At 48.9% G+C, this 22282-nt stretch carries 20 protein-coding genes; 6 read left to right on the forward strand and 14 right to left on the reverse strand.

Annotation, left to right across the window (positions count from 1 at the left end):
- Positions 1 to 4 precede the first annotated feature (4 nt).
- The 11 genes from HUU10_01945 to HUU10_01995 all read right to left on the reverse strand — a co-directional run bounded on the left by HUU10_01945 (position 5) and on the right by HUU10_01995 (position 12229).
- Entirely contained in the window at positions 5 to 2548 is a 2544-nt protein-coding gene (locus tag HUU10_01945; protein ID NUQ80346.1) for a hypothetical protein, read from the reverse strand.
- A 103-nt stretch (positions 2549 to 2651) separates the two neighbouring features.
- Entirely contained in the window at positions 2652 to 3350 is a 699-nt protein-coding gene (locus HUU10_01950; protein ID NUQ80347.1) for a FecR domain-containing protein, read from the reverse strand.
- A 27-nt stretch (positions 3351 to 3377) separates the two neighbouring features.
- Complete coding sequence (locus HUU10_01955; GenBank protein NUQ80348.1) at positions 3378 to 4523, reverse strand: hypothetical protein; 1146 nt, start codon at positions 4521 to 4523, stop codon at positions 3378 to 3380.
- 266 nt (positions 4524 to 4789) lie between these two features.
- A complete protein-coding gene (locus tag HUU10_01960; protein ID NUQ80349.1) occupies positions 4790 to 5926 on the reverse strand; it encodes a sodium ion-translocating decarboxylase subunit beta in 1137 nt (378 codons plus the stop codon).
- Between the two features lie 5 nt (positions 5927 to 5931).
- The gene (locus HUU10_01965; protein ID NUQ80350.1) at positions 5932 to 6375 is read right to left on the reverse strand and encodes an acetyl-CoA carboxylase biotin carboxyl carrier protein subunit; all 444 of its coding nucleotides are present in this window, start codon (positions 6373 to 6375) and stop codon (positions 5932 to 5934) included.
- Between the two features lie 5 nt (positions 6376 to 6380).
- Positions 6381 to 6860, reverse strand: a complete 480-nt coding sequence (locus HUU10_01970; GenBank protein NUQ80351.1) for an OadG family protein — start codon at positions 6858 to 6860, stop codon at positions 6381 to 6383.
- Positions 6861 to 6871: 11 nt separating this feature from the next.
- Positions 6872 to 8431 (reverse strand): acyl-CoA carboxylase subunit beta, encoded by a 1560-nt coding sequence (locus tag HUU10_01975; protein NUQ80352.1) that lies wholly within the window; start codon positions 8429 to 8431, stop codon positions 6872 to 6874.
- A gap of 316 nt (positions 8432 to 8747) precedes the next feature.
- Complete coding sequence (locus HUU10_01980) at positions 8748 to 9884, reverse strand: sodium ion-translocating decarboxylase subunit beta (protein ID NUQ80353.1); 1137 nt, start codon at positions 9882 to 9884, stop codon at positions 8748 to 8750.
- An 11-nt stretch (positions 9885 to 9895) separates the two neighbouring features.
- Entirely contained in the window at positions 9896 to 10309 is a 414-nt protein-coding gene (locus HUU10_01985) for an acetyl-CoA carboxylase biotin carboxyl carrier protein subunit (GenBank protein NUQ80354.1), read from the reverse strand.
- A gap of 3 nt (positions 10310 to 10312) precedes the next feature.
- Positions 10313 to 10663: an OadG family protein gene (locus tag HUU10_01990; protein NUQ80355.1), complete on the reverse strand. Its 351-nt coding sequence runs from the start codon at positions 10661 to 10663 to the stop codon at positions 10313 to 10315.
- Positions 10664 to 10675: 12 nt separating this feature from the next.
- Positions 10676 to 12229 (reverse strand): acyl-CoA carboxylase subunit beta, encoded by a 1554-nt coding sequence (locus HUU10_01995; GenBank protein ID NUQ80356.1) that lies wholly within the window; start codon positions 12227 to 12229, stop codon positions 10676 to 10678.
- 365 nt (positions 12230 to 12594) lie between these two features.
- Between HUU10_01995 and HUU10_02000 the strand changes: the two genes are divergently transcribed.
- On the forward strand, positions 12595 to 15651 hold the full coding sequence (locus HUU10_02000; GenBank protein ID NUQ80357.1) for a HAMP domain-containing histidine kinase: 3057 nt from the start codon (positions 12595 to 12597) through the stop codon (positions 15649 to 15651).
- A gap of 50 nt (positions 15652 to 15701) precedes the next feature.
- Here the strand turns inward: HUU10_02000 and mce are convergent, their stop codons facing one another.
- Together mce and apaG are read right to left on the reverse strand one after the other, a co-directional pair.
- Positions 15702 to 16103, reverse strand: coding sequence for a methylmalonyl-CoA epimerase (mce, locus tag HUU10_02005; GenBank protein ID NUQ80358.1), 402 nt, complete (start codon positions 16101 to 16103; stop codon positions 15702 to 15704).
- A 112-nt stretch (positions 16104 to 16215) separates the two neighbouring features.
- Positions 16216 to 16608, reverse strand: coding sequence for a Co2+/Mg2+ efflux protein ApaG (gene apaG / locus HUU10_02010; GenBank protein NUQ80359.1), 393 nt, complete (start codon positions 16606 to 16608; stop codon positions 16216 to 16218).
- Positions 16609 to 16731: 123 nt separating this feature from the next.
- Between apaG and HUU10_02015 the strand changes: the two genes are divergently transcribed.
- Positions 16732 to 17100 (forward strand): response regulator, encoded by a 369-nt coding sequence (locus HUU10_02015; protein NUQ80360.1) that lies wholly within the window; start codon positions 16732 to 16734, stop codon positions 17098 to 17100.
- Here the strand turns inward: HUU10_02015 and HUU10_02020 are convergent.
- Positions 17086 to 17727, reverse strand: coding sequence for a CoA pyrophosphatase (locus HUU10_02020; protein NUQ80361.1), 642 nt, complete (start codon positions 17725 to 17727; stop codon positions 17086 to 17088). The genes HUU10_02015 and HUU10_02020 overlap by 15 nt on opposite strands.
- A gap of 69 nt (positions 17728 to 17796) precedes the next feature.
- On the opposite strand from HUU10_02020, the gene HUU10_02025 reads away from it, so the two are divergent.
- The 4 genes from HUU10_02025 to HUU10_02040 all read left to right on the forward strand — a co-directional run bounded on the left by HUU10_02025 (position 17797) and on the right by HUU10_02040 (position 22268).
- The gene (locus tag HUU10_02025) at positions 17797 to 20457 is read left to right on the forward strand and encodes a hypothetical protein (GenBank protein NUQ80362.1); all 2661 of its coding nucleotides are present in this window, start codon (positions 17797 to 17799) and stop codon (positions 20455 to 20457) included.
- Positions 20454 to 21467: an endonuclease/exonuclease/phosphatase family protein gene (locus tag HUU10_02030; protein ID NUQ80363.1), complete on the forward strand. Its 1014-nt coding sequence runs from the start codon at positions 20454 to 20456 to the stop codon at positions 21465 to 21467. The genes HUU10_02025 and HUU10_02030 overlap by 4 nt, the downstream gene beginning before the upstream one ends.
- A gap of 88 nt (positions 21468 to 21555) precedes the next feature.
- On the forward strand, positions 21556 to 21843 hold the full coding sequence (locus HUU10_02035; GenBank protein ID NUQ80364.1) for a type II toxin-antitoxin system prevent-host-death family antitoxin: 288 nt from the start codon (positions 21556 to 21558) through the stop codon (positions 21841 to 21843).
- Positions 21840 to 22268, forward strand: coding sequence for a putative toxin-antitoxin system toxin component, PIN family (locus HUU10_02040; GenBank protein ID NUQ80365.1), 429 nt, complete (start codon positions 21840 to 21842; stop codon positions 22266 to 22268). The genes HUU10_02035 and HUU10_02040 overlap by 4 nt, the downstream gene beginning before the upstream one ends.
- Positions 22269 to 22282: the final 14 nt, after the last annotated feature.

Consider the following 22282-nt stretch of genomic DNA (forward strand, 5'->3'; position numbering starts at 1 on the left):
CAGGTCAGTAGTTGAATTGAAGTCTGAAGTTAAATAAAAGGTCGTTATCAACCCCTTCATTCAGAACCATGCTGAGGTCAGACATGGCAATCAGGTTCGGAAGTATGTTGTACTGGGCAGAACCGCCAAAAATGTATTGGTTAATGTCACTGAAGGTCATATTCGCCCTTGCTCCCACTCTGACATTATTATTGAAGAAGCTCTTAAAGGCACTGGCTTCGATAATATTGAAGGTGATTTCCCTTTCGTCTTCCGAAGCAAAGGTGGCAGATTGACCAGGATTGATCGTTCCGGCCTGTGCAGAATCTGACAACACGGTTTCTATGTTTGTGGAGGACGCAAAGTTGTAACTGACGTTCAGTGAAATATCATCGCCAATGTTGGTTCCATAGTTTGTGATGATTGAGTTACTGTTTTGCTGGTAACTTCCCAGACCATAGCGGTACAAATAAATGGCTTTATCCCGATTGTCCACTTTATCGGTGAAGGAATAGGATAATCCAAGGGTGTGGAAGGCATTCGCCAGGCTAAAACTGTAGTTTGATCCAATGATATAGGTACTTGAGGTGAAATCGGTCGATGCAGTGGCAAAGTCAGGAAGTTCGTTTTTGTTTGCTGCATTGATGTAGTCAAATGAAAGAGACGGATATTTGGCACCCGGGAAAAAGGCAAATCCGGCCCGAACGGTTCTCCGGTTGGTGGTTCCATCATATTCATTATCATTGTCATCTGTGTAGTTTTTCGATTCCCCATCCAGGTTATCCGACAACAGATCCAAACCAAGGTTCAGGAAGAGCTTATTGTCATAAAGCCGTAACCGGTCATTCAGTTTCAGCCCCTGAATATCCCCCTGATAGAATGGAAGCCCATCGGAGCGGTAGGAAGCACCATTCCGGATGTATTCAATCTTGAAATAGTTATTCCAATAATTAAGTTTTAACCCGGTCTGAATGGCAAAATAATTCATAATGACACCTATTTCCGTAGAGGCAGGTGCCTGAATGTTGGCAGAGAGGGGGAAGAAAGAGTTAAGGGCATCGTAGGTGCTCTGGCCCAATTGATTGACAATTTCTTCCTTCAGTGTTGGGTTTTGAGCTTTGGTATCCGAGTTGTAAACCGACATTGCAACGTCGCCGTATAATTCAAAACGGCCGTTGTCCTTCCGGTATTGAGCATCATAGCCGACCACGAGGTTTGCTGTCGGAAGTTCACCAAAGTCGTTCGAGGTCGTGTCGTCTTTTGAGAGAAGGAATCCAAGACCTGTATTAAATCCATCGACTTTTGAACCAAAGCTTAACTTGGCTGCCATCACTTCTTTGTCAAAGGCACCAGCATCAAGGCGCTTCTGGAAATAGGCCTTCCCGCCAGCACGCCTTACCTCAAAGTAATCCTCACCAAGCAGCACGTTGATGCTGTCAGTGTCGCTTGCATCCACTTCAATCACCTTAGCATCAAAGGAGGCATCTACTGCGCGGTTAAAATAACCGGTTGCCACATCGATGTTGATGTAGTCACTTTTAAAATTGACTTCCAAACCACGAACCCGGCTTCCATTCATAATCAAACGGCTGAAGGATGGATAAACATCACCTACGCCAAGGTCCAGGTAAGGGGTCGTCAGCTTCATGGTGTAGCGGTTCGAGGCTTGTTGTTTTTCGTCCTCTTCTGATGTCACGTAAACATTGCCACTGTAACCAAACCAGTAATAGCTTCCATTAAGTGAGGTATTAAACCGGTTGATGGTATTCGTTGTTGATGAGGCAGAATCCACACCACCAATCGATTCATACCGGAATTCATACCAGGAATTTCCGCCAAAAGTGATGTTCTCATCAGCCTGGGCTTCCTCTTCTGCTTCCTCGGCAGATACAGCCTGAACGGTCCAGGAGACGGGTCCGACGGCAGTGCCATTTTTGAGTTTTGCGGTGAAGGTGAAGGCCTGTGCACCACCGGCAGGAGCTGCCTCAGGAATCCAGGTTAACGCATCCGCGCTGACCGTGGCTTCTTTTGTAATATCTTTTCCATTCAGAGTCAGTTTAATCGATGCCACATCGATGACTTCAGAGATCTGGTAATACGATAACATGATCATCAGGTCTTCCACAGCCATTTTCTGGCCGGGTTCACCCATCAGGAATGCAACATTCTGATCGATTTTTTTAGGATTAATGGTGATCTGGGCGGGAGCATCCTTGTACCCGGCATTTGGATAGTACTGGGTTTCACCTGCCGATGTGGTGGCAATGATATAGTAATCGAGGGATGGAGCGATGGAAAATTCACTTTTTACAGCGAACACCCAGGTCCCATTCTGGAATTGCATTTCCTTTTGGTCGTATTGGTCATTGGGCTGTCTGTATCCAATGGTCATTTTGCTGAAAGTGACCGTTGGGTTAGAAGATGTGGCCTGAATGGTGAACCCTTCACCTTCCACCGGGGAATGATCCGTCCGGACGGTAAGTTGAGCGGGGGCCTGTGCGTACAGGGAACCTGCCAGCAACAGGAACAAAAAGATGGCAGCGGAGCGGATCATGGAACTGATTTTCATGAGAACTGGTCCTCGTCTGTGTTATTATTACCCCTCAAAAATACAAAACCAGGGCAGTAAAGAAACCACCCTGGTTAAAAGAATATCCGATTAAACCGGCCGATTATTCTTCGATCTCAATCTCAAGACTTTTTTTCGAGCCGTCTGGCATTTCAACATCAATCTTGAGGGTTTTCACAGCGCCATCAGCATCAGACTGAAGACCGGTGAGCTTCTGTTTATCGGCGTCTGTCATGGTTCGTTTATCGAGAACGCCACCCTTTTTATCAAGAGCACCCACCTGACCGGAGCCAACTTCCACCGATTGGTTGTTTGCTTTGTTGGTAAGGGAGGCCAGACCCGAGTTTACGAACAGCATATCAAAGTTGTCATCGATGGAATAACCGCCATCGGTTCCACGGATGGAAGCGACCGAGGTTGGAGAACTGAAGCTGAATGATTCTTCTTTCCGTTTCCGGACATCAAATCCGACAGCACCCACATCGATCTGAACCTGTTTATCGATTTTGGTCCCGGCACGGTCTGCGTAAACTGCCAGTTCGCTGTTCGGACGGATACGAAGAACCGATCCATCTTTAAATTTGAGAACAGCAGTGGCTTTTTCACCGGTTCTCAGATTATCCCCATTGGCAAGCCAGGAGGCCTTCTTTGCTTCCTGCCAGTCGCCTTTTTCTGTTTTGACTTTCACATCAGAATAGATACGGGTAATTACCGCTACTTCCTTTTCCGATCCCATGTAAAATCCGCTGAACAGGGATACAGCCAGGAAAGCGCTACCTGCAAGTATGGTTGTTTTTTTCATATTGATAACCTCTGTCTGAAATTGTGGTTAGGGTTTAACCCGAACGCTTTTAACGGTTGCCTGTCCAATCTGGATTTTCTGACCCAACTCCATGAAGTCACGGGTGGACATCCGCTGACCATCCAGTGTGGGATCGCCGATGACTTTACCACCCTGAAGTTTTTCGAACTCGCCCGCATACTGATCACCGACCAATGCCTTCAGATTTTCAAGAAACTGGCTGCTGGCCGATTCACCAGCCGATTGCGAGGCCTGTACTTTGAACTCGAGAGGAGTTGCAAATTGTTCTTCAGGCTTCTTCGATCCCATGGTGTTAACCTGGGAGGCAAGCAGAATCACATAGGTTTTACCTGGCATCAGAGGGGTCACACCTGCTGATGGGTAACGAACAAAACGAGCTTTGGTGGTGGTCTCAAAATTGGCTGTTTTCGAAAGCAGATCACCAACCGTTTTATCATTCGGACCTTTTTCAACAACCTTAAGAAGGAATCCGGGAGCATCACCAATCCAGGTAATGACCGGCTGACGGTCCATGATCACCATGGGCTCACCTGCTCCGAATGTTGATCCGGGGCCAATCAGTTCCACATATCCGGTCGGATTTGACAGTTGAATACTTGAACTGGCACCATCGTTTTGTGCCCCGGACAAGGTCAGGATGAATGTGTATTCACCTGCAGGAAGTGGTGCACCCGGGTCAATAGAGCTGAACGAAGCATCATCACCATATAAGCTCTTTACAATGGCGTTTGCATCAAAACTTCCGCCTTTGATTTTAAAACTGAAGCGTGAATCCGCTTTCAGGGCGTTCAGGTTATTCAGACTGACGACTTCACCGGCACGAAGAATGACATCGCGGCCGTTTGTAAAGCTGGTAATACCTTTACCATTAAATTTAAAAGCCAATTCCACAGCGTTTGCCTTTATGGAAACAGGCGCTGATGTGTTGGTATTTCTGATTTCGATGGAAAACAGAATGCGGGACGACCCACCACTGGCAGCCGGGTCAAACTTGGCCAGATCGGACAGTTTGATCCGGTCAACAACCGGGGGTGGGAAATTGACGTTCAAGGCGATATCCGGGTAAGTTGCAGGCTGGGCATTTGCCAATCCACTGACCAGTACCAAGGACACCACACTGAATCCGATCAGTTTGGTTAGTTTGCTTAACATGAGTTTGGTCTCCCTTTTTTCAATGACTCTGATACAAAACTATTGAGAAGCCCTGAAACCCGTCATGATAGCTGTCACAATAGGCGTTTTTAGGCCTTGATTGTGTGACTCTCATCATCCGGAGCAGAAAATCCCGCTATTTGTCGGTGAAATATGCACTCTTTTGTTCTGAAATTCAACAGGGTCGGGTGTTTAAACCCCGTTTAAATAAAAAACCCCGGCTGAAAAGTCAGTCCGGGGTTTTCAGACAAGGGTATCTGTGACGCTTACATCAGCAGACCAAGCAAGATACCTGCGGCCACTGCCGAACCGATCACACCTGCCACGTTCGGTGCCATGGCATGCATGAGCAGGTGATTTTTGGGATCATACTCAAGACCCACCTGTTGTGACACACGGGCACTATCTGGCACAGCAGACACTCCGGCATTTCCTATTAAGGGATTGATATGATTTTCCGGTTTCAGAAAAAGATTCATGATTTTCGCAAAACCGACTCCCCCTGCCGTTGCCACAATGAAAGACAATGCTCCCATGCCGAAAATCAGTATGGATTTGGCAGTCAGGAAGGTGGTAGCCTGTGTCGAAGCACCAACCGTCACTCCGATCAGAATGGTGACAATATCGATCAATGGACGTGCGGCTGTTTCTGCCAATCGTTTGGTAACTCCACTTTCTTTTAGCAGGTTTCCGAAAAAGAGCATACCAAGCAGTGGGAGTGCAGATGGCGAAATGAAACAGGTCAGAAGGATTCCAACAATAGGGAACATGACTTTTTCGAGTTTCGATACCGAACGGGGTGGTTTCATCCGGATCACACGTTCCTTATTTGTCGTCAGAAGCCGCATGATGGGAGGTTGAATCAACGGTACCAAGGCCATGTAGGAATAAGCAGAAATAGCAATTGCACCGATTAATTCTGGGGCAAGGCGTGAGGCAAGAAAAATGGCGGTTGGCCCATCAGCACCACCGATGATGCCGATGGACGCAGCTTCTTCGGGGGTAAAACCAAGGGCCAATGCCCCCATCAGCGCCGCAAAAATTCCGATCTGTGCAGCAGCACCCAGCAAGATCAGCCTTGGATTTGACAGCAAGGTAGAGAAATCGGTCATCGCCCCGATCCCCAGAAAGATCAGGGGAGGGTAGATTCCCTTAAGCACACCGAAATACAGGTAGTTCAGCACACTTCCCTGCTCGTAGATCCCAACTTGCAGATTCGCGCCTTCAAGAAAAGGGATGTTCCCGATGATGATTCCGAATCCGATGGGAATCAGCAGCAAAGGTTCATACTCCTTCTTGATAGCCAGATAAATGAAAATGATCCCGATGGTGATCATAATCAGGTGACCGGGAGTCACATTGGCGAACCCGGTCAGACTCAGAAATTTGTAAATGCCATCCATACGGGTCAGTCTCCGATTTCGATGAGAAGATCCCCTTCAAGGACGGAATCTCCCTTGCCAACATGAATGGCCTTTACCACACCAGCTTTATCCGAATTGATGGTGTTCTCCATTTTCATGGCTTCAATCACCAGAAGCTTGGTGCCAATTTTCACTGCATCACCTACACGGCAATCAATCTCAAGAATGGTTCCGGGAAGGGGTGACTTGACAGCACCCGTTCCTTTTTTCTCGGTTGGTTTTGCCGTTTTCGTGGTAGCCTTATCGATATCGGTGGACGGAACGGCATCCTTTCTGACCAGAACGGGGGTTTTAACCTGTTTGACAGCTTTATCAATTTCCACTGTGTAGGAAGTACCGTTTACTTCAACCTGAGCGGTGTTGCCTTCCACCGATTGAATGTCAACCTCGTAGTGATTGCCATTGATGGTAAACTTGAACGTTTTCATACGAATCATTGTCTCCTGTACGTTTGTTTTTGCGGCAATTGCCTCAGGTTATAAATTTTCGAATTCCATGGTGAATAGGTCCGGGCCACTTTTCTGATGGTGAGAACCAGATTTTCTTCATCATGAATCTCGTTCAGGTGCAGATGCAGGGCCATGGCAATGGCGGCATTCACCTCGCCTGAAACATCCAGGTCAGTCGATTTTACGCCAGCCCGCTCCTTTTTAGTTTTGGTCCGGATCAAATTAATCCAGGCAAGTCCTTTTCCGATTCCTTCAAAAATCAGATAGAGAAGGAAAAGAGCCAGAAACACAACACCCATGCCAACTATAAGGAACATAATGGAATTGCCATTGCCATGGATATTGACATCCGTCAACCGGGACAGATCGAAAGAAACATGAAACTCCTGCGCCTTATTAATCAGGGTGGTATCGGCCACTTGTGCGGCCGTCTGCAGGGTATCCGTTAAAAGTGAGTCAGTCATGATTGGCTCCCTTACAGCGGAATGTTTGCATGTTTCTTGGGAGGCGTGCTGTCCTTCTTGGTGGCAAGTGACTGCAAGGCCCTGATGACGCGGAACCGGGTGTTGCGGGGTTCGATGATATCATCGATGTAACCCAACCGGGCTGCCACATACGGAGTGGCAAATTTATCGCGGTACTCCTCTTCCTTTTTAGAAAGAAATTCGGCCTTCTCCTGCGGATCGGTTATCGAAGCCATTTCCTTCTGGTAGAGGATTTCGGATGCCCCTTTTGGACCCATGACCGCGATTTCTGCCATCGGCCATGCATAATTGATATCACCGCGCAGATGTTTGGAACTCATCACATCATATGCACCGCCATACGCCTTACGAAGAATAACCGTTACTTTGGGAACAGTGGCTTCGCCATATGCAAAAAGCAGCTTTGCGCCATGCAGAATGATTCCGCCATATTCCTGTGCCGTTCCGGGAAGAAAGCCGGGAACATCGACCAGAGTTACCAGCGGAATGTTAAAAGCATCGCAGAACCGCACAAATCTTGCACCCTTGCGACTGGCATTGTTATCGAGCACACCGGCCAGGTACTTTGGCTGATTGGCAACGATACCGACCGAGGTTCCGTTAAAGCGTGCGAATCCGGTTACAATATTCGGGGCATAGTTTTCATGAACTTCCAGAAACTCTGCATTGTCTGCGATGGAGTGAATCACATCTTTCACATCATAGGGTTTGCTGGGATTATCTGGAATAATGTCATTCAGATGGTCATCGAGCCGGTCAATAGGGTCTTCGGTCGGTACAAACGGGGCTTCTTCCAGACAGTTTTGCGGCAGATAGGACAGCAGTTTTCTGATGAGAAGGATCCCTTCTTTTTCCTCATCCACCGCAAAGTGACAGACCCCCGATTTGGTGGAATGAATACTGGCGCCGCCCAATTCTTCCTCATTCACATCCTCACCTGTTACCGTTTTCACCACCTTCGGTCCGGTGAGGAACATGTAGCTGGTGCCTTTGGACATGATGATGAAATCGGTCAGGGCCGGTGAATACACGGCACCACCGGCGCAGGGACCGAAGATTGCAGAAATTTGCGGAATCACACCAGAAGCCATGATGTTCCGCTGAAACACATCGGCATACCCTGCCAGACTTTTTACCCCTTCCTGAATGCGGGCGCCGCCTGAATCGTTAAGCCCCACAACCGGAGCTCCGGTTTTCATGGCTTTATCCATCACTTTACAGATTTTCGATGCAAACATTTCTGAAAGGGATCCGCCAAAAACGGTAAAATCCTGCGCAAAGACATAAACCATCCGACCATCAATGGTTCCATAACCGGTCACCACACCATCGGTCAGAAATTGTTGTTTTTCCAGGCCAAAGTCGGTCTCTCGATGCGAGACGAACATGTCAAATTCTTCAAAACTGCCTTCATCCAGCAGAAGATCAATCCGTTCCCGTGCAGTCAGTTTGCCTTTGGAATGCTGAGCTTCGATCCGTTTTTCGCCGCCACCGAGACGGGCTTGTTTACGGAGCTCTAATAATTCTTTAATCCGGTCTTGTATCGTCATAAGCTTGTTACCTTACGCTGTACTGAATGGTTGTGGTGAAAACCGCCTGAAAAACGGAACTTTTTGAAGAATCCGAATTCTCTAAGTCAGTAGTTAAAGTTACCACGAATCAGTGAAAGGGCTTGTCACGATGGCATGAGGGTTTCATTAAAAAACCGGACTAAACGATCTGCCTCTCCTTTATCACAAAAAAGGGTGACAAAAACTTAATCAGATTTTAAGAAAATGTCAGAGTAAAAAGTGGTATAGGAAGGAAAACAGAGGAAGGAACGGAATCAGGCGGCGACCGGGTACCCCGGCCGCCTCTGATTCAGAATTATTTACCAAGGATGGCGAGCAGAATACCGGCAGCAATGGCCGTACCCACCACACCTGCCACATTCGGACCCATGGCATGCATGAGCAGATAGTTGTTCGGGTTGTATTCCTGACCCACGTTGTGGGACACACGAGCCGCCATTGGAACAGCCGACACACCGGCCGACCCAATAAGCGGATTGATTTTTCCACCCGAGGCCTTATACATGAGCTTACCGATAGCAAGCCCCCCTACAGTAGACATACCAAAGGCAACCACACCCAGTCCAATGATTTTAAGAGTTTCTATTTGAAGAAACGCGTCAGCGGCCATGGTGAGTCCCACACAGGTTCCCAGGAAGAAGGTGACAATGTTAATCAATTCATTCTGGGCCATATTGGTCAGCCGTTCCACCACACCACTTTCCCTCATCAGGTTCCCCCCCATTAGCATGGCAAGCAGCGGTGCGGCTGGCGGTACAATAAAAACACCGACGACGGTCACTGCAAGCGGAAAAATGATTTTGATCTTTTTCGAAACCGGTTTAGCCGTTTCCATGACTACCATCCGTTCTTTATCGGTTGTCATCCAACGCATGATCGGGGGCTGAATCAAGGGAACCAGTGCCATGTAGGAATAGGCCGCAACGGCAATCGGACCCAACAAGTGAGGTGCCAATTTTAAGGTCAGGTAGATGGCAGTCGGACCATCTGCACCGCCAATGATCCCGATCGCTGCGGCTTCCTGGAGGTTGAATCCAAGCAAAACGGCTGCAAACAACGCAAAAAACACCCCGAACTGTGCACCAGCTCCAATCAGAAAGGTTGCAGGACGTGCCAGTAACGGACCAAAATCGGTCATGGCCCCGATACCAAGAAAAATCAGTGGTGGGAAGATTTCCAGTTCAATACCCTTTGACAGGTAATAATACAATCCACCAATGCCATGTTCACCGACAGGTGCAGTCAGCAGCCCGTTACCGGGAAGGTTGGTCAGAAAGGCTCCCAATCCGATAGGAAGGAGCAACAGGGGTTCGAATCCCTTATAAATCGCCAGCCAGATGAGCAGGGAAGCAACCCCCAGCATCAGAATCTGGCCAGGTTCCAGCATCCAGAACCCCATTCCATCGATGAAACGGGTGAAATTTTCAAACATGGTGGTAATCCTTACTCGAAGGTGACCAATGCCTGGCCCGCTTCAATGGTATCGCCGACTTTGACATGAATGGTTTTAATAACCGCTTCGAACGGACAGGCAATATTGGTTTTCATTTTCATGGCTTCCATCACCAGTAACACATCTTTTGCCTTCACTGCTTGTCCCTCTTTAATCGGAATTTCCAGCATGACACCGTTCATGGGTGACTGAAGGGTTTTGTTTTCAGCGGAAAGAGGAACGGGTTTGGCAGCTGGCCTTGGAGCAGACGGCGTTGCAGCAGGAGCAGGTCTGCCGGCAACCGGATTCACGTTGTAAGCAGTGGGAGGATACATGGGGGCGGCTTCAAGTGCGTCGTCATCGGAAACAACTTCCACATCGACTTCATAGCGTTTTCCATTCACAGTAATCAATAACTTTTTCATGACTCATTTCCTTTGATTTATAGTGTGCGAACTCATTATGGTTTGGCGACCATGCGATTTCCAGGCATTGGAACCCGGTTTTCCGAACAGGGCAATCCTGCGAATCACAATTCCCTTTCCAAAGGTAGATTCCACTGCAGCAGAGAGGACCGCAATGAGTTCATCATTGAGTTCATCTTGCTGGGCTGGCTCCTCTGCCAGTTTGGTGGCGTATTTCCTGATTTTTCTGGCATTGGAGGTTTCATCCCACCAACGGAACCCAAAAATCATGGCAGCCAGCAAAAGCAGGGAGGCAAACACACCAGCCATCCCGACCACCATCAATAGTAATGCTTCAATCAGTTTTTCAGACATGGTTCACCTTTATTACATCGGGATCAGACCGTGCTTTTTCTGAGGTCTGAGTTCACGTTTACTGCGAAGACTGGCCAGGGATACACTCAGGTAGGACCGGGTATATTTCGGTTCGATCACCGAATCTACCATTCCCTTGGCGGCCGCTTCGTAGGGGTTTGAGAATTTTTCTTTATACTCGGCAATCAGTTCGGCCCGCTTGGCCTTGGAATCAGCAGCCGACTTGATCTCGTTGCGGTACAGAACCGACACCGCACCTTCAGCACCCATAACCGCGATTTCTGCGGTGGGCCAGGCCGCAACACGGTCGGCGCCGAGGGATTTGGCCATCATGGCCAGGTAGGCGCCTCCGTAGGCTTTTCTGACGACGACGGTAATTTTTGGAACAGTGGCAGCCGACAAACTGAACAACATCTTTGCTCCGTGCCGGATAATTCCGCCAAACTCCTGTTCAACTCCCGGCAGATATCCCGGGACATCGACAAAACTGATCAGCGGAATGTTGAAGGCATTGCAGAAGCGGATGAACCGGGCCGCTTTATCGGACGCATCGATGTCAATGGCCCCGAACTTTTCCTGAGGCTGATTGGCAAAAATGCCGACCACCTGTCCATCTACCCGTGCAAAAGCTGTGATCATATTTTTTGCATAGTGGGCATGCACTTCGAACAGACTTCCCTGATCAAAAACACGATTCAGTACATCGAACATGTCATAACTGTCGCGGGGATCATCGGGAAGCAGTGTATTCAGGGTTTCATCCTCAACAAGGGTAAGACCATCGGCAGAGTAAGCGGGTGGATCTTCCATGTTATTGGAAGGCAGGTAGGACATCAATTTCTGGACAATTTCCATGGCATCAGCATCATCCCGTGCAATAAAGTGCACATTGCCGCTTTGAGCTGCCTGAGCAAAGGCACCGCCCAACTCCTCGGCAGAGATCACCTCTCCTGTGGCCTGTTTAATAACTTCAGGACCGGCAATAAACATCTGACCGGTTCCCTGCACCATCACAATAAAGTCCATCAGTGCAGGAGAATAGGCGGCACCACCTGCACACGGTCCGGCAACCACTGCAATCTGAGGAACCACTCCGGACAGCAAGGTATTGTAGTAGAAAATGCGGCCATATCCTTTGAGGGAATCCACCCCTTCCTGAATGCGTGCACCACCTGAATCATTGATCGAGATGTAGGGGGCCCCTGCCTTTAGCGCCATATCCATAACTTCACAGATTTTCCAGGCGTGCATTTCGCCCACGCTGCCACCCATGACCGTGAAGTCCTGGGAGGATGAATATACCAGTCTCTGACCGATCGCTCCCAGACCGGTCACGACCCCATCGGCAGGAATAGGCTTTCCAGCCAATCCGAAATTAACGGCCCGATGCTCAACAAACCGGAACAATTCATCATAGAATCCGTTGTCATACAGCAGATGCAGACGTTCCCGCGCGGTCATTTTACCGGCATCATGCTGCGCCTTGGTTTTATCAGGTCCGCCACCTGACAACAGCCGGTCGGTTTTATCACGTAACTGTTTGATTTTTTCATTAACACTTTTCATGGAGTTTTCCTGTGGAAATAAGAGGGGAAGGAGAAACGATTGAAGAAGAGAGACACCTGGAGGCCCAACAAAACAAACAATCTTAACAGGACTGCAAGGTCGGGATTTTCTGAATAGCTACCAAAATAAAAGAGATTAGGGTTTTATTATAAAAAACCGCTTTCACCACTCAGATTAAGGCACTTTTTCAGTTTTAAAACACCACATCAATGGAAAAATTCACAAAATCAGCCAGCCGGATCTGACCCATGGTGCAGTGAACCGATTACAGGGATATATTCACACCCATTTTCCAGCTGGAGCTATTCAGATTCATGTCCATCCATCCCATCCTTTCTGTACTCTGTTCCGGACTTGTATTACTGATGTCAGTTCGATCAGGTGCGCAAACCTCCTCACCGGCTGAACCCCTGCTTCCCCCGGTAAAAACCTGGAAAGCCAGAGACCTGGGTCACCCGGCCCAGACCTGGGCACTGGCTCAAGGATCGAACCACTTCCTTCACGCTGGCATCATTGGCGGGATTCTGACCTGGGATGGGTATCGGTGGCATTTCACACCCTCACCAGATAACCGGACGGTTCGTTCACTCGTATCGGGACCAGACGGAAAGCTTTACTGGGGAACCAACAATCAATACGGTTTTCTTGCTACGGATGCTGCAACTGGCAAGCCAGCTTTTGTCAGCGTCTCTGACAGCCTTGACCCTTCCCTGTTTCCATTCGGGACCGCATGGAAAATGGTATCCGGTACACAATCGGTTGCTGTAAAACTGAATCGACGGATTGATATCATCACCCCTGATACCATTTTCACCACTCCGTTAGCCAGAAACTACGATTTTCTTGGCTATTCGAACAATCAATTCATAGGAAATGCCGATCAGCTCGGTTTTTTCACCATTTCCGATACCACCCTGCAGTTTCTGCCTAAGACCCAAGCCCTTTCAGCCGATTACATCGAGTACATTGAACCCCAGGGGCAGGACCACTATTTTTTTGCTGGCCGAAAGACCGGATTGGGAACGATTCACACCGGTACCGGAACGATCACTTTCTGGAAGGATGGCAAACATCCGCGATTGCTGAACAGCACGCTGAACGGGGCCATCAGACTTTCTGATGGATCTCTTCTGGTTCATTCCCTCGGCGACGGGATTTTTGATTATTCTCCTACCGGGGTTCTGACAGCCCATTACGGCAAAAAAGAAGGTCTTGCGTCGGACAACATTAAACGATTGCTGGCCACCCCGGATGACAATTTCTGGGCTGCAACCGAATCGGGAATCAGTTTTATTGAACGATCCTCCCCTTTTCGTTACATCGATGAACGACTGGGGGTCGATCAATTGATTCATTCCGTGATCCGCTTTAACGGAGATCTGGTGATTGGCTCGGGGAATGGCTTGTACCGGTATGACAAGCCGGAAGGATCTTTTCGCGTTCCTTCCGGCTTTCACTATCAGGTTTTTGATCTTAAACAGGTTGGAAACCGTCTACTTGGTGCCACCGGCGGGGGAATTATTGACTTCACCACCGGAGAAAAGGTTCTGGCACCCAACCGGTCCAGATTCCTGTTTCAACCAGCAGAGGCCCCCATGTTTCTGATGGCCGGAACCATTCATGGTGTGTACACTTTCAAACAGACAGCCGGAACCCTTCAACCTCATTTCAGAATACCGGACTTTGATTTTGATACCGCCGGCTTATTGGAAACCAATGGCCGTTTCTGGATCAATACACATCAGGATGGTGCCTATGTTTATCCCCTGATCCGAGATACTCCTGATCCCTCCCGCCGGCCCTTTCGTGTGGGATCCGGACCTGGCTTTGAATCGGGTTTCAGTCATTTCTTTATCTGGAAAGACCGTTTGTTGCTGCAAAACTCAGCCGGGGTTTTTCATGTGGCCGATTCGGTGAATGTCAGCCCCATCGAGTTGTCACTTCCCGTGGACCTGAGACCAATCAGTAAAATACGCCTTTCGGCATCAAACACCTGGTTTTTGCTATGTTCGGATGGACAACGCCGGGTGAGGATGGTGATTGGTGATCCTGATTCAGGATGGGACTATATTCAACCAGAAGGATTGTCTCCCCGTCGTTACGACTTCACCTGGATTGAAAATGACTCTACCTGGTGGGCCGGTGGTGATGATGGTCTCGTCCGTTTTAACCCGGCCAGGCTGACGGGCTCTGCCTCCGCACAACGAACCGGGCTCTCCATGGTCATTCTGAACGATACCGATACCTTGTGGAATGGTCTTTTTACCGGTATTCAACCGCCGCATATCGGTCAGATTGAGAAAAATAATATCCTGACTGTTTACCCGGCCATCAGATTCAGGTTTTCGGAAGGAAGTCCGGCCGTTCAATACACCACCAGTGATGATGATCCGAGGTGGTCGGGATACCTGTCCCTTTCCTCCCTTCGCTTTCAGCCCGGGACCACGGGTCAGAAGGATCTGGCTTTTCAGGTCAGAAGTCCCGATGGCCAGGACTATCAGCCTGCCATTATTCACTATGAAGTGCCCATTCCCTTTCACCTTCGGTGGTGGGCCTGGCTTACCTACCTCCTGCTGACAGGTTGGCTGCTCTTTCTGATGCTGAAATGGCAACGTCGCAGTTATCTGAGACGGCAGGAAAAACTTGAAGCAGAAATAGCACGGCAGAGTGCTCAGCTGGCTACCCGGCAGAAACTCACCGCCATTGGCCAGATTTCGGCAGGTCTTGCCCATGAACTCAACAATGCACTTGCCATTATTCAAGCCAATATGGACCTCTCCGATCTTGCTATCCGACCTTTGGCAACCAGCGGACATCCTGATCTTTCTGCCGATGAACTTGCCGATTTTAAATCAGCTCTGGGTGGAATACGGTTGGGTGCCGAGCGGATTGAAAGTATTGTCAGAAGCATGCAGAAGGCCTCTAATCCTCATCAATCCGATGTCATTCCCTCCCAGATTAATGAAATTGTCCGAATGGTCATCGATTTTACACAGCCCCAGTATCCATCCTACGGAATCGTATTTGAACCCGATCAGACGATTCCGGTGATTCTGACCAATCCTGCAGCTGTGAATGTGGCAGTTTACAATCTGCTGATCAATGCCATTGAAGCAACTGCCCGTCGTACTCAATCAACCGGATACTGTCCCCCGGTCAGAATCCGTACACAAAAGGACGAATCTGCTCAGGAAGCACTGATTTATATTGATGACCATGGCGATGGAATTCCTGCAGGACTGGAAAACCGGGTATTTGATCCGTTTTTCACAACCAAACCAACCGGAAAAAACAGAGGAATGGGACTGAATGAAGCCTGGGAATTGCTGAAACTGGCAGGAGGAACCTTTGAGTTGAAAAACCGACCGGAAGGGGGTACCCGGGTGATCATTCAGATTCCGCTGGTCAGCCGTTCAGAATAAAAAAAGGGCGGAAATCCGCCCTTTTAATAACAAGGTACAAAAATGGTTGCTCAGGGTTTGGCGCAAAACTCGGTGAGTACACCAAAGGTAGATTTTGGGTGAAGGAATCCGATATTGAGCCCTTCTGCACCACGGCGGGGGGCCTGATCGATCAGTTGAACACCCTTTTCTTTAACAGCGTTCAGACTGTTTCCCACGTTATCCACTGCAAAGGCAATGTGGTGAATACCTTCTCCCCGTTTCTCAATAAATTTTCCGACAGGACCTTCAGGATCGGTTGATTCCAACAATTCAATTTTGGTCTGCCCGACCTGGAAAAAGGCTGTTTTTACTTTCTGGTCACGGACTTCTTCGATGCCATAACACTTCAATCCGAGAATGTCCTCATAGTACCGGATCGATTCTTCAAGATTTTTTACTGCGATTCCGAGGTGTTCAATGTGTGAAATCATACTGCTTTCCCGATAAGTTTGTCTTTTTCAAAGTTACAGAAAAAGGGGCAAACCGTTAAAAGCGCTTGCATGAGGATTTAATTAAATCTGACCTGAAGGTCCGTGTCGCAAATCAGATCTGGTCGGAAACCAGGACAAACCGGTCAATCTGAACGTCAAATTCTGACCCGTGCTGATCAATCATCCGGTAAGATCCTTCCATGGTTCCCCATTCGGTATTGAGCGGGCAGAAACTGGTGTATTCGAAGGTTTCTCCAGGTTCTATCAACGGGGTTTTTCCGACGACTCCGGGACCGGTTACTTCTTCACGGTCCCCTTCCGAATTGATAATGATCCAGTGGCGGCTCAGCAACTGAACCGGTACATTGGTTTCATTGGTGATGGCAATGGTGTAGGAAAAGAAATATTTTTCCTCTTCAGGCCGACTGTTCTCGGGTATATATGACGGGACGGCTTTCACGCGGATCCCGGAAGTCACCATTTCAGAAAGGATACATTTTGACATTGTGTTTCCGTTTTTCATCAGAAAACCCAAATCCGGTAAAAAGTTCCAACTTGTAATGGGTACTGGTTGAATTCACAGGTTTGAATCAATATTTTCACTTCGGTTAAACTTTTTCAAATACCAGTGGCAAAGAAAATACTCATTGTTGATGATGAAGAGATGATACGCGAGCTCCTCGCAGATATCATCGATTCAATGGATCTCCAGCAGGTTTCTGCCGATAATGGTCAGGATGCCATCCGGCTGGTTCAGTCCGATCCTGATATCGGTCTGGTGATCCTTGACATGAACATGCCGCTGATGGATGGAAAACAGTGTTACCAGCAGATCAGAACCACCCATTCCAGTCTCAGGATCATTCTCAGTTCAGGTCGGGATCAGTCAGACACGGAACGGCAGTTCGGGCCCGATCCGCATTTGTTTTTCATCCAGAAACCCTACTCGCTTCAGGCCATCACCGATATCATCAATCGCTTATTACCGGCTGACTGATTTCAGGAAAGTCTCCATGGTAGACGGTTCCGGTGTCAGTCCGGATAAACGGCCATCCCCCATCAGAACATCAATCAGTTCGGCAATCACCAACCCGGTCATCCCCCAGATTACTTCATTGTCATAACGCCAGAAGTACATGCGGGTGATAAATTTCTGCCGTTCCCATTGTTCCACACGCACCCGTTCCGGATCTGACAGCCAGGTGAGCGGAACGGTAAACATCCGGTCAATTTCCTCATTTGTAACCGTCAGCCAGCCGGGATCCGGATCGCGGATCCAGCCGCAAACGGGTGTGACAACAAAATCAGAGATGGTCAGACGGTCATTCAACCGGCCCAGAATCTGAATCCGGTCGGCCGGAATCCCGGTTTCTTCCTGTGTCTCCCGAAGTGCGGTCTGTTCTGACGAACCATCCATGGGGTCTTCTGCACCGCCCGGAAAGGCAACCTGCCCTTTGTGACTGTTCACCCGGTGGGTACGGCGGGTCAGCAACAGTTCCGGGCCGTCTTTTGAATCAAGAATCAAAACCAGAACCGACGCACGCCGGAATCCATCGGGTAACACATCAATTTCTGTCCGGTGGTACCGGGACAGAATCAGTTGCATCTGGTCACTTGTAAGCATGGACAAAGGTACCATGAACCCTGGTGCATAAAAAGTGGATGATCGGCCTTCATTTATCTAATTTCGGGCATGCTCACACTATCCGAACCGCTGGTCCGGCACCTTCATGATTCACTTGGTGATGACACCCGGACTGTTTTATTTACCCAACAGCTAACAACCGGACTTGAGTCCCATCCCAATCCGCAGAAAAGCCTGAATCAGTTTGAGAGAATACTGAATGCGTCCCTTTCCCGGGTAATTCTGATCAGACAACTGAGTGAACAGCCCCAGCTGCTCGATCTGTTGCTCATGATCATTCTCAAATCGGATTTCTATGTGGATAACCTCGTCAAGGATCCCCATCTCTTTTCCTGGCTGATCAATACCGGAATAGTGGGCACCGGATTCAGCCAATCCCGTCTGGAAAAGGATGCGGACCGGGCTGTGCAGGGATCGGATAAGGCAGATATGTCGATCAGGTTGCTGAAGCAATTTCAGCGGAAATATCTGGTTGCCATCGGTGTACGCGATCTGACTGGCACCGATGGGGTACGCGAAACCACCTCTTTTCTGTCGGCACTTGCCGATGTGATTCTGATCAGGGTGGCTTCGCTGGTCAACCGGGAATTTTTTGGTACGGAGGAACCGCCCCATTTCGCGGTTTTTGCTTTGGGTAAGCACGGCGGAGCAGAATTGAATTATTCATCCGACATCGACCTGATGGCCATTTGTGCCTCCCTCGATACCGTTTCCTGGCGCGGAAGTGATTTACCAGTCACCGATCTGATGGCACGCTGGGTGCAGCGATTTGTCGATATTCTGACCCGTCAGGATGATCAGGGACAATTTTACCGGGTTGATTTCCGGCTGCGACCCGATGGCGAATTTGGTCCGCTCGTACCCACCGGACAGGGTGCGCTGAACTACTATTTTTCCCGCGGCCGTCTGTGGGAACGACAGATGCTGCTTAAAATCAGACCTGTTTTCGGTCATGGGGAGTTAATCACTTCTTTTTTGGATGGTCTCCGTGGATTCATCTTTAATCCTTTACGACCGGTTTTTGGCATCGAACACCTGCACCAATCGCTTCATGCTGTTCACGAAAACCAGAAATTCAATGAACGGAATATTAAAACCACACCAGGCGGAATCCGGTCCATCGAATTCCTCTGCCAGACCATTCAGTTGGAAATCGGTCAGCGTGAACCGGATATGTGGTGCGGTAACACCCTCGAGGTTCTCGACCGGTTTGCCAGACATCAGTTTCTGCAACCTGCCGACCTGGAATCCCTGAGGGAGGCATACTGTTTTTACCGGCAACTGGAGCATCATCTTCAGTTTTACCAGAATCAGCAAACCCACGAAATTCCCAAACCCGGACCCGAGTTTGCCGACTTTGCCCGCCGGTTCTCCACAGAACCCCCTGAAACGACCTGGGAACAGATTCAGACTCACCGGAATCGGGTGACCAGTATCATCAACTATTACTTTCCGGAACCCAAAAAACCCAGCCGTCCCGACCACCCGGTGCTTAATCTGCTCAGTCCGCTGACGGATACCACCCGGCGTGTTCAGGAAACCATTCTTCAATTTCCTTATCAGGATCTGTCACGCACCACCAATTCCATTGACCGTATTTTCAAGCAGTTTCCGAATCCGGCTTCACTGGCTGCCTTGTGGGTTTCCGATCCCACGTACCTGCGCGACATGTTAACGCTGGCGGACCGGGCACCTGTTCTTATCCCAAAATTGCTCTCCATTCCTGAATTGTGGGAATTGCTTGTTTCTAAACCGGATCAGTCCGGCCTGTTGGCGCGTAACCGCTATCTCTTCCAATTCTACACCGAAACCCGGGAAGCATTGCTTTATCTGAGCGGCAGACAGCGATTTGCTGATTACGGAGAGGGTCTTGCACAAATGATGCAAACCCTCATTGCTTCAGTGTTCGATGGACTTACCGGCCTTTCGATCATTGCTGTCGGCAAGGTCGGTTCGGGAGAACCCTCACCCGGCAGTGATGCAGACCTAATTGCCCTTTCAGAAGGCACTGCCTCTGTTGATCTGGTTCAGGATTTTACTGAACGAAACCGGCAATTTTCTGTTTACACGCCCTTTGGCACTCATTTTCAGGTGGATTACCGGCTGCGTCCCGAAGGAAAATCCTCACCGATGATTCAGGACGATCAGACTTTGGAGTCCTATTTTCTTCATCGCGCCGATTACTGGGAATTTCAGACCTGGCTGCGGGCACGACTTATCACTGGTGATGAAGACCGGTTCCGATCGATTCTTCAGCACCTTTCCGATGCCTTTGAACAGCGAAAGTCGACGTTTTCGGGGCGTCATGCAGCCTTGCGGCAGAACCGGTTGGCCCAGCACAAAACTGAACCGGGGAGTGTCAACCTCAAAAAGGACCGGGGAGGCATTCTGGATATAGAAATCACCATTCAGCATCTGGCACTGATGGTTCTTCGGGATATCTTAAAAACCCCGGGCTACTCACTTCCTTTACTGACAGACCTGTTGATGAAAAAGATGGATTATAAACCACTTGCCGATCTGAAAGGTTATTATCAGCAATTCCGGTTATTTGAAACCGAGCAAAAACTTGCGGATACTTACCGCAGTGGTATTTTTTCGAACCGGATCATGCCTTCATCCGTCCATTTCAAAAATTTTGACGACCTCAGACATTGTATTCACCATTCCTCTCAACTGATTGATTCGATAACCAGGGAACATCCATGAAACGACTCCTTCTTCCTGCTCTCCTTTTTCTGACTTCCATTTCGGTAACGGCCCAGCCCTCCGACACAGTGGCTGTCCTGTTTTACAATGTTGAAAATCTATTTGATACCATCGATCAACCCAATCCGTATCAATCGGAGGGTGGTGATGATGAATACCATCCGGGAGCGAAAAAGGAATGGACAACCGACCGGTATGAAGCAAAACTGAAAAATCTGGCCCAGGTGATTAACTCGGTAAACAACGGCAAGGGACCCGATCTGGCCGGATTTTGTGAGGTAGAAAATCAATATGTTCTCTGGGACCTGATCAACCGGCATCTGGTGAACAAGAATTTTGGGGTGGTTTACAAGGAAAGTCCTGATGCAAGAAGCATCGATGTGGCCGTGATCTACCGGCTCGACCGGTTTTCGGTCCTGCAATCTACCGCTTACACCATCTCGCTGGAAGGATTCAAGCCCACCCGTGATATTCTTCGTGTCGATCTTACAGCGGGGACGACGCCTTTAACCGTTTTTGTGAACCATTGGCCTTCAAAAAGTGGGGGTGCAGAAAAATCGGATCCCTACCGGATGGCCGCCGCCAAACGCCTGAAAGAGGTAACCGCTCAGATTCAGAATGAACAACCTCTAGCGGATTTTCTCATTCTTGGTGATCTGAATTGCAATCCCGATGAAAGTCCGATCAGAGAAGGACTGGGGATCATCAAAGGCGCCACCAGCCCACTGGTCAATCTGACAGAGGCCATCTGGAATCCAGAGACAACCGGAACACTTCAGTATCGCGGAAAATGGGATCTGATTGATCAGGTGATTGTTTCCGACGGATTGTTAAATCTGTCCGGATTTTCAGTACAAACCGGCTCCCTGCGCATTCTGAATGATCAGGCCTACCGCGAACAGGAAGGCAAATTTGCCGGTTCACCCTTCCGGACGTATGCAGGAGATAAGTACCTGGGCGGATTCTCGGATCACTTTGCAGTGACTTTGAATCTGATTTTGAAGCGGTAGGAAAAGCCTGGCAACATAACCATGTGACTTGCTTGTTGGTCTGACCCGTTGCACTTTTGTGTCACTATTGTGCCACGGGAGAATAAAAATGCCAACCACTTACCTTTCGATCAGAGATTTGCGAGAACAATCATCACGAATTTTTTCGGGAAACAACACTGATGGTGAGTATATCATCACCAATAATGGTAAACCGGTAGCGGTCCTGACCTCGGTTTCTGAGGAAAACCTGGAACCGGTTCTTCAATATGTTCGTCGCGCAAAACTGACCAGAACCCTGTCCGAAATCAGAAAACGGCACCAGCAGCTACCCAGTGGGCCGCTTTCTGAATTAGAAATCGCCGAAGAAGTGAAGAAATCGCGGAAAGAACGGTGAGAATCGTTCTTGACACCAATGTTTTGATCAGCGGTATTCTGAATCCGGACGGAAATCCGGGTAAAATCCTTGGGTTGCTGATTAATGAACAAATCCGGTTGGTTACTGACAGTCGGGTCTCGGACGAGTATCACCGGGTGCTTAAGCGCCCAAGGTTCAGGTTGACAGATTCAGAGGTTTCTGTGCTCATGGATTTCATTGACTCGGTTTCGGATGAAGTGGTGACGGGTCCGTCCACTCTGACGGCAAATGACCCGGACGACCAGAAATTTCTGGAAGTGGCACAAACTGCTCAAGCCGACTATCTCGTTACCGGCAACCTGGCAGACTTCCCTGTCTCAGAAGCCACCGGATTCAGCATTGTTTCACCTGCCGATTTTATCCGGGTTTGGATTGAGTACCAAACAAAAAAGTCCGGCGACTGACCGGACTTTTTTGT

The organism is Bacteroidota bacterium, assembly GCA_013360915.1.
Classification (GTDB): Bacteria; Bacteroidota; JABWAT01; order JABWAT01; family JABWAT01; genus JABWAT01.

Excerpts from the sequence above, each read along its gene's own strand:
- HUU10_01945 (NUQ80346.1), bottom strand. The coding sequence starts at position 2,548 with ATGAAAATCAGTTCCATGATCCGCTCCGCTGCCATCTTTTTGTTCCTG.
- HUU10_01950 (NUQ80347.1), bottom strand. The coding sequence starts at position 3,350 with ATGAAAAAAACAACCATACTTGCAGGTAGCGCTTTCCTGGCTGTATCC.
- HUU10_01955 (NUQ80348.1), bottom strand. The coding sequence starts at position 4,523 with ATGTTAAGCAAACTAACCAAACTGATCGGATTCAGTGTGGTGTCCTTG.
- HUU10_01960 (NUQ80349.1), bottom strand. The coding sequence starts at position 5,926 with ATGGATGGCATTTACAAATTTCTGAGTCTGACCGGGTTCGCCAATGTG.
- HUU10_01965 (NUQ80350.1), bottom strand. The coding sequence starts at position 6,375 with ATGAAAACGTTCAAGTTTACCATCAATGGCAATCACTACGAGGTTGAC.
- HUU10_01970 (NUQ80351.1), bottom strand. The coding sequence starts at position 6,860 with ATGACTGACTCACTTTTAACGGATACCCTGCAGACGGCCGCACAAGTG.
- HUU10_01975 (NUQ80352.1), bottom strand. The coding sequence starts at position 8,431 with ATGACGATACAAGACCGGATTAAAGAATTATTAGAGCTCCGTAAACAA.
- HUU10_01980 (NUQ80353.1), bottom strand. The coding sequence starts at position 9,884 with ATGTTTGAAAATTTCACCCGTTTCATCGATGGAATGGGGTTCTGGATG.
- HUU10_01985 (NUQ80354.1), bottom strand. The coding sequence starts at position 10,309 with ATGAAAAAGTTATTGATTACTGTGAATGGAAAACGCTATGAAGTCGAT.
- HUU10_01990 (NUQ80355.1), bottom strand. The coding sequence starts at position 10,663 with ATGTCTGAAAAACTGATTGAAGCATTACTATTGATGGTGGTCGGGATG.
- HUU10_01995 (NUQ80356.1), bottom strand. The coding sequence starts at position 12,229 with ATGAAAAGTGTTAATGAAAAAATCAAACAGTTACGTGATAAAACCGAC.
- HUU10_02000 (NUQ80357.1), top strand. The coding sequence starts at position 12,595 with ATGTCAGTTCGATCAGGTGCGCAAACCTCCTCACCGGCTGAACCCCTG.
- mce (NUQ80358.1), bottom strand. The coding sequence starts at position 16,103 with ATGATTTCACACATTGAACACCTCGGAATCGCAGTAAAAAATCTTGAA.
- apaG (NUQ80359.1), bottom strand. The coding sequence starts at position 16,608 with ATGTCAAAATGTATCCTTTCTGAAATGGTGACTTCCGGGATCCGCGTG.
- HUU10_02020 (NUQ80361.1), bottom strand. The coding sequence starts at position 17,727 with ATGCTTACAAGTGACCAGATGCAACTGATTCTGTCCCGGTACCACCGG.
- HUU10_02025 (NUQ80362.1), top strand. The coding sequence starts at position 17,797 with ATGCTCACACTATCCGAACCGCTGGTCCGGCACCTTCATGATTCACTT.
- HUU10_02030 (NUQ80363.1), top strand. The coding sequence starts at position 20,454 with ATGAAACGACTCCTTCTTCCTGCTCTCCTTTTTCTGACTTCCATTTCG.
- HUU10_02035 (NUQ80364.1), top strand. The coding sequence starts at position 21,556 with ATGCCAACCACTTACCTTTCGATCAGAGATTTGCGAGAACAATCATCA.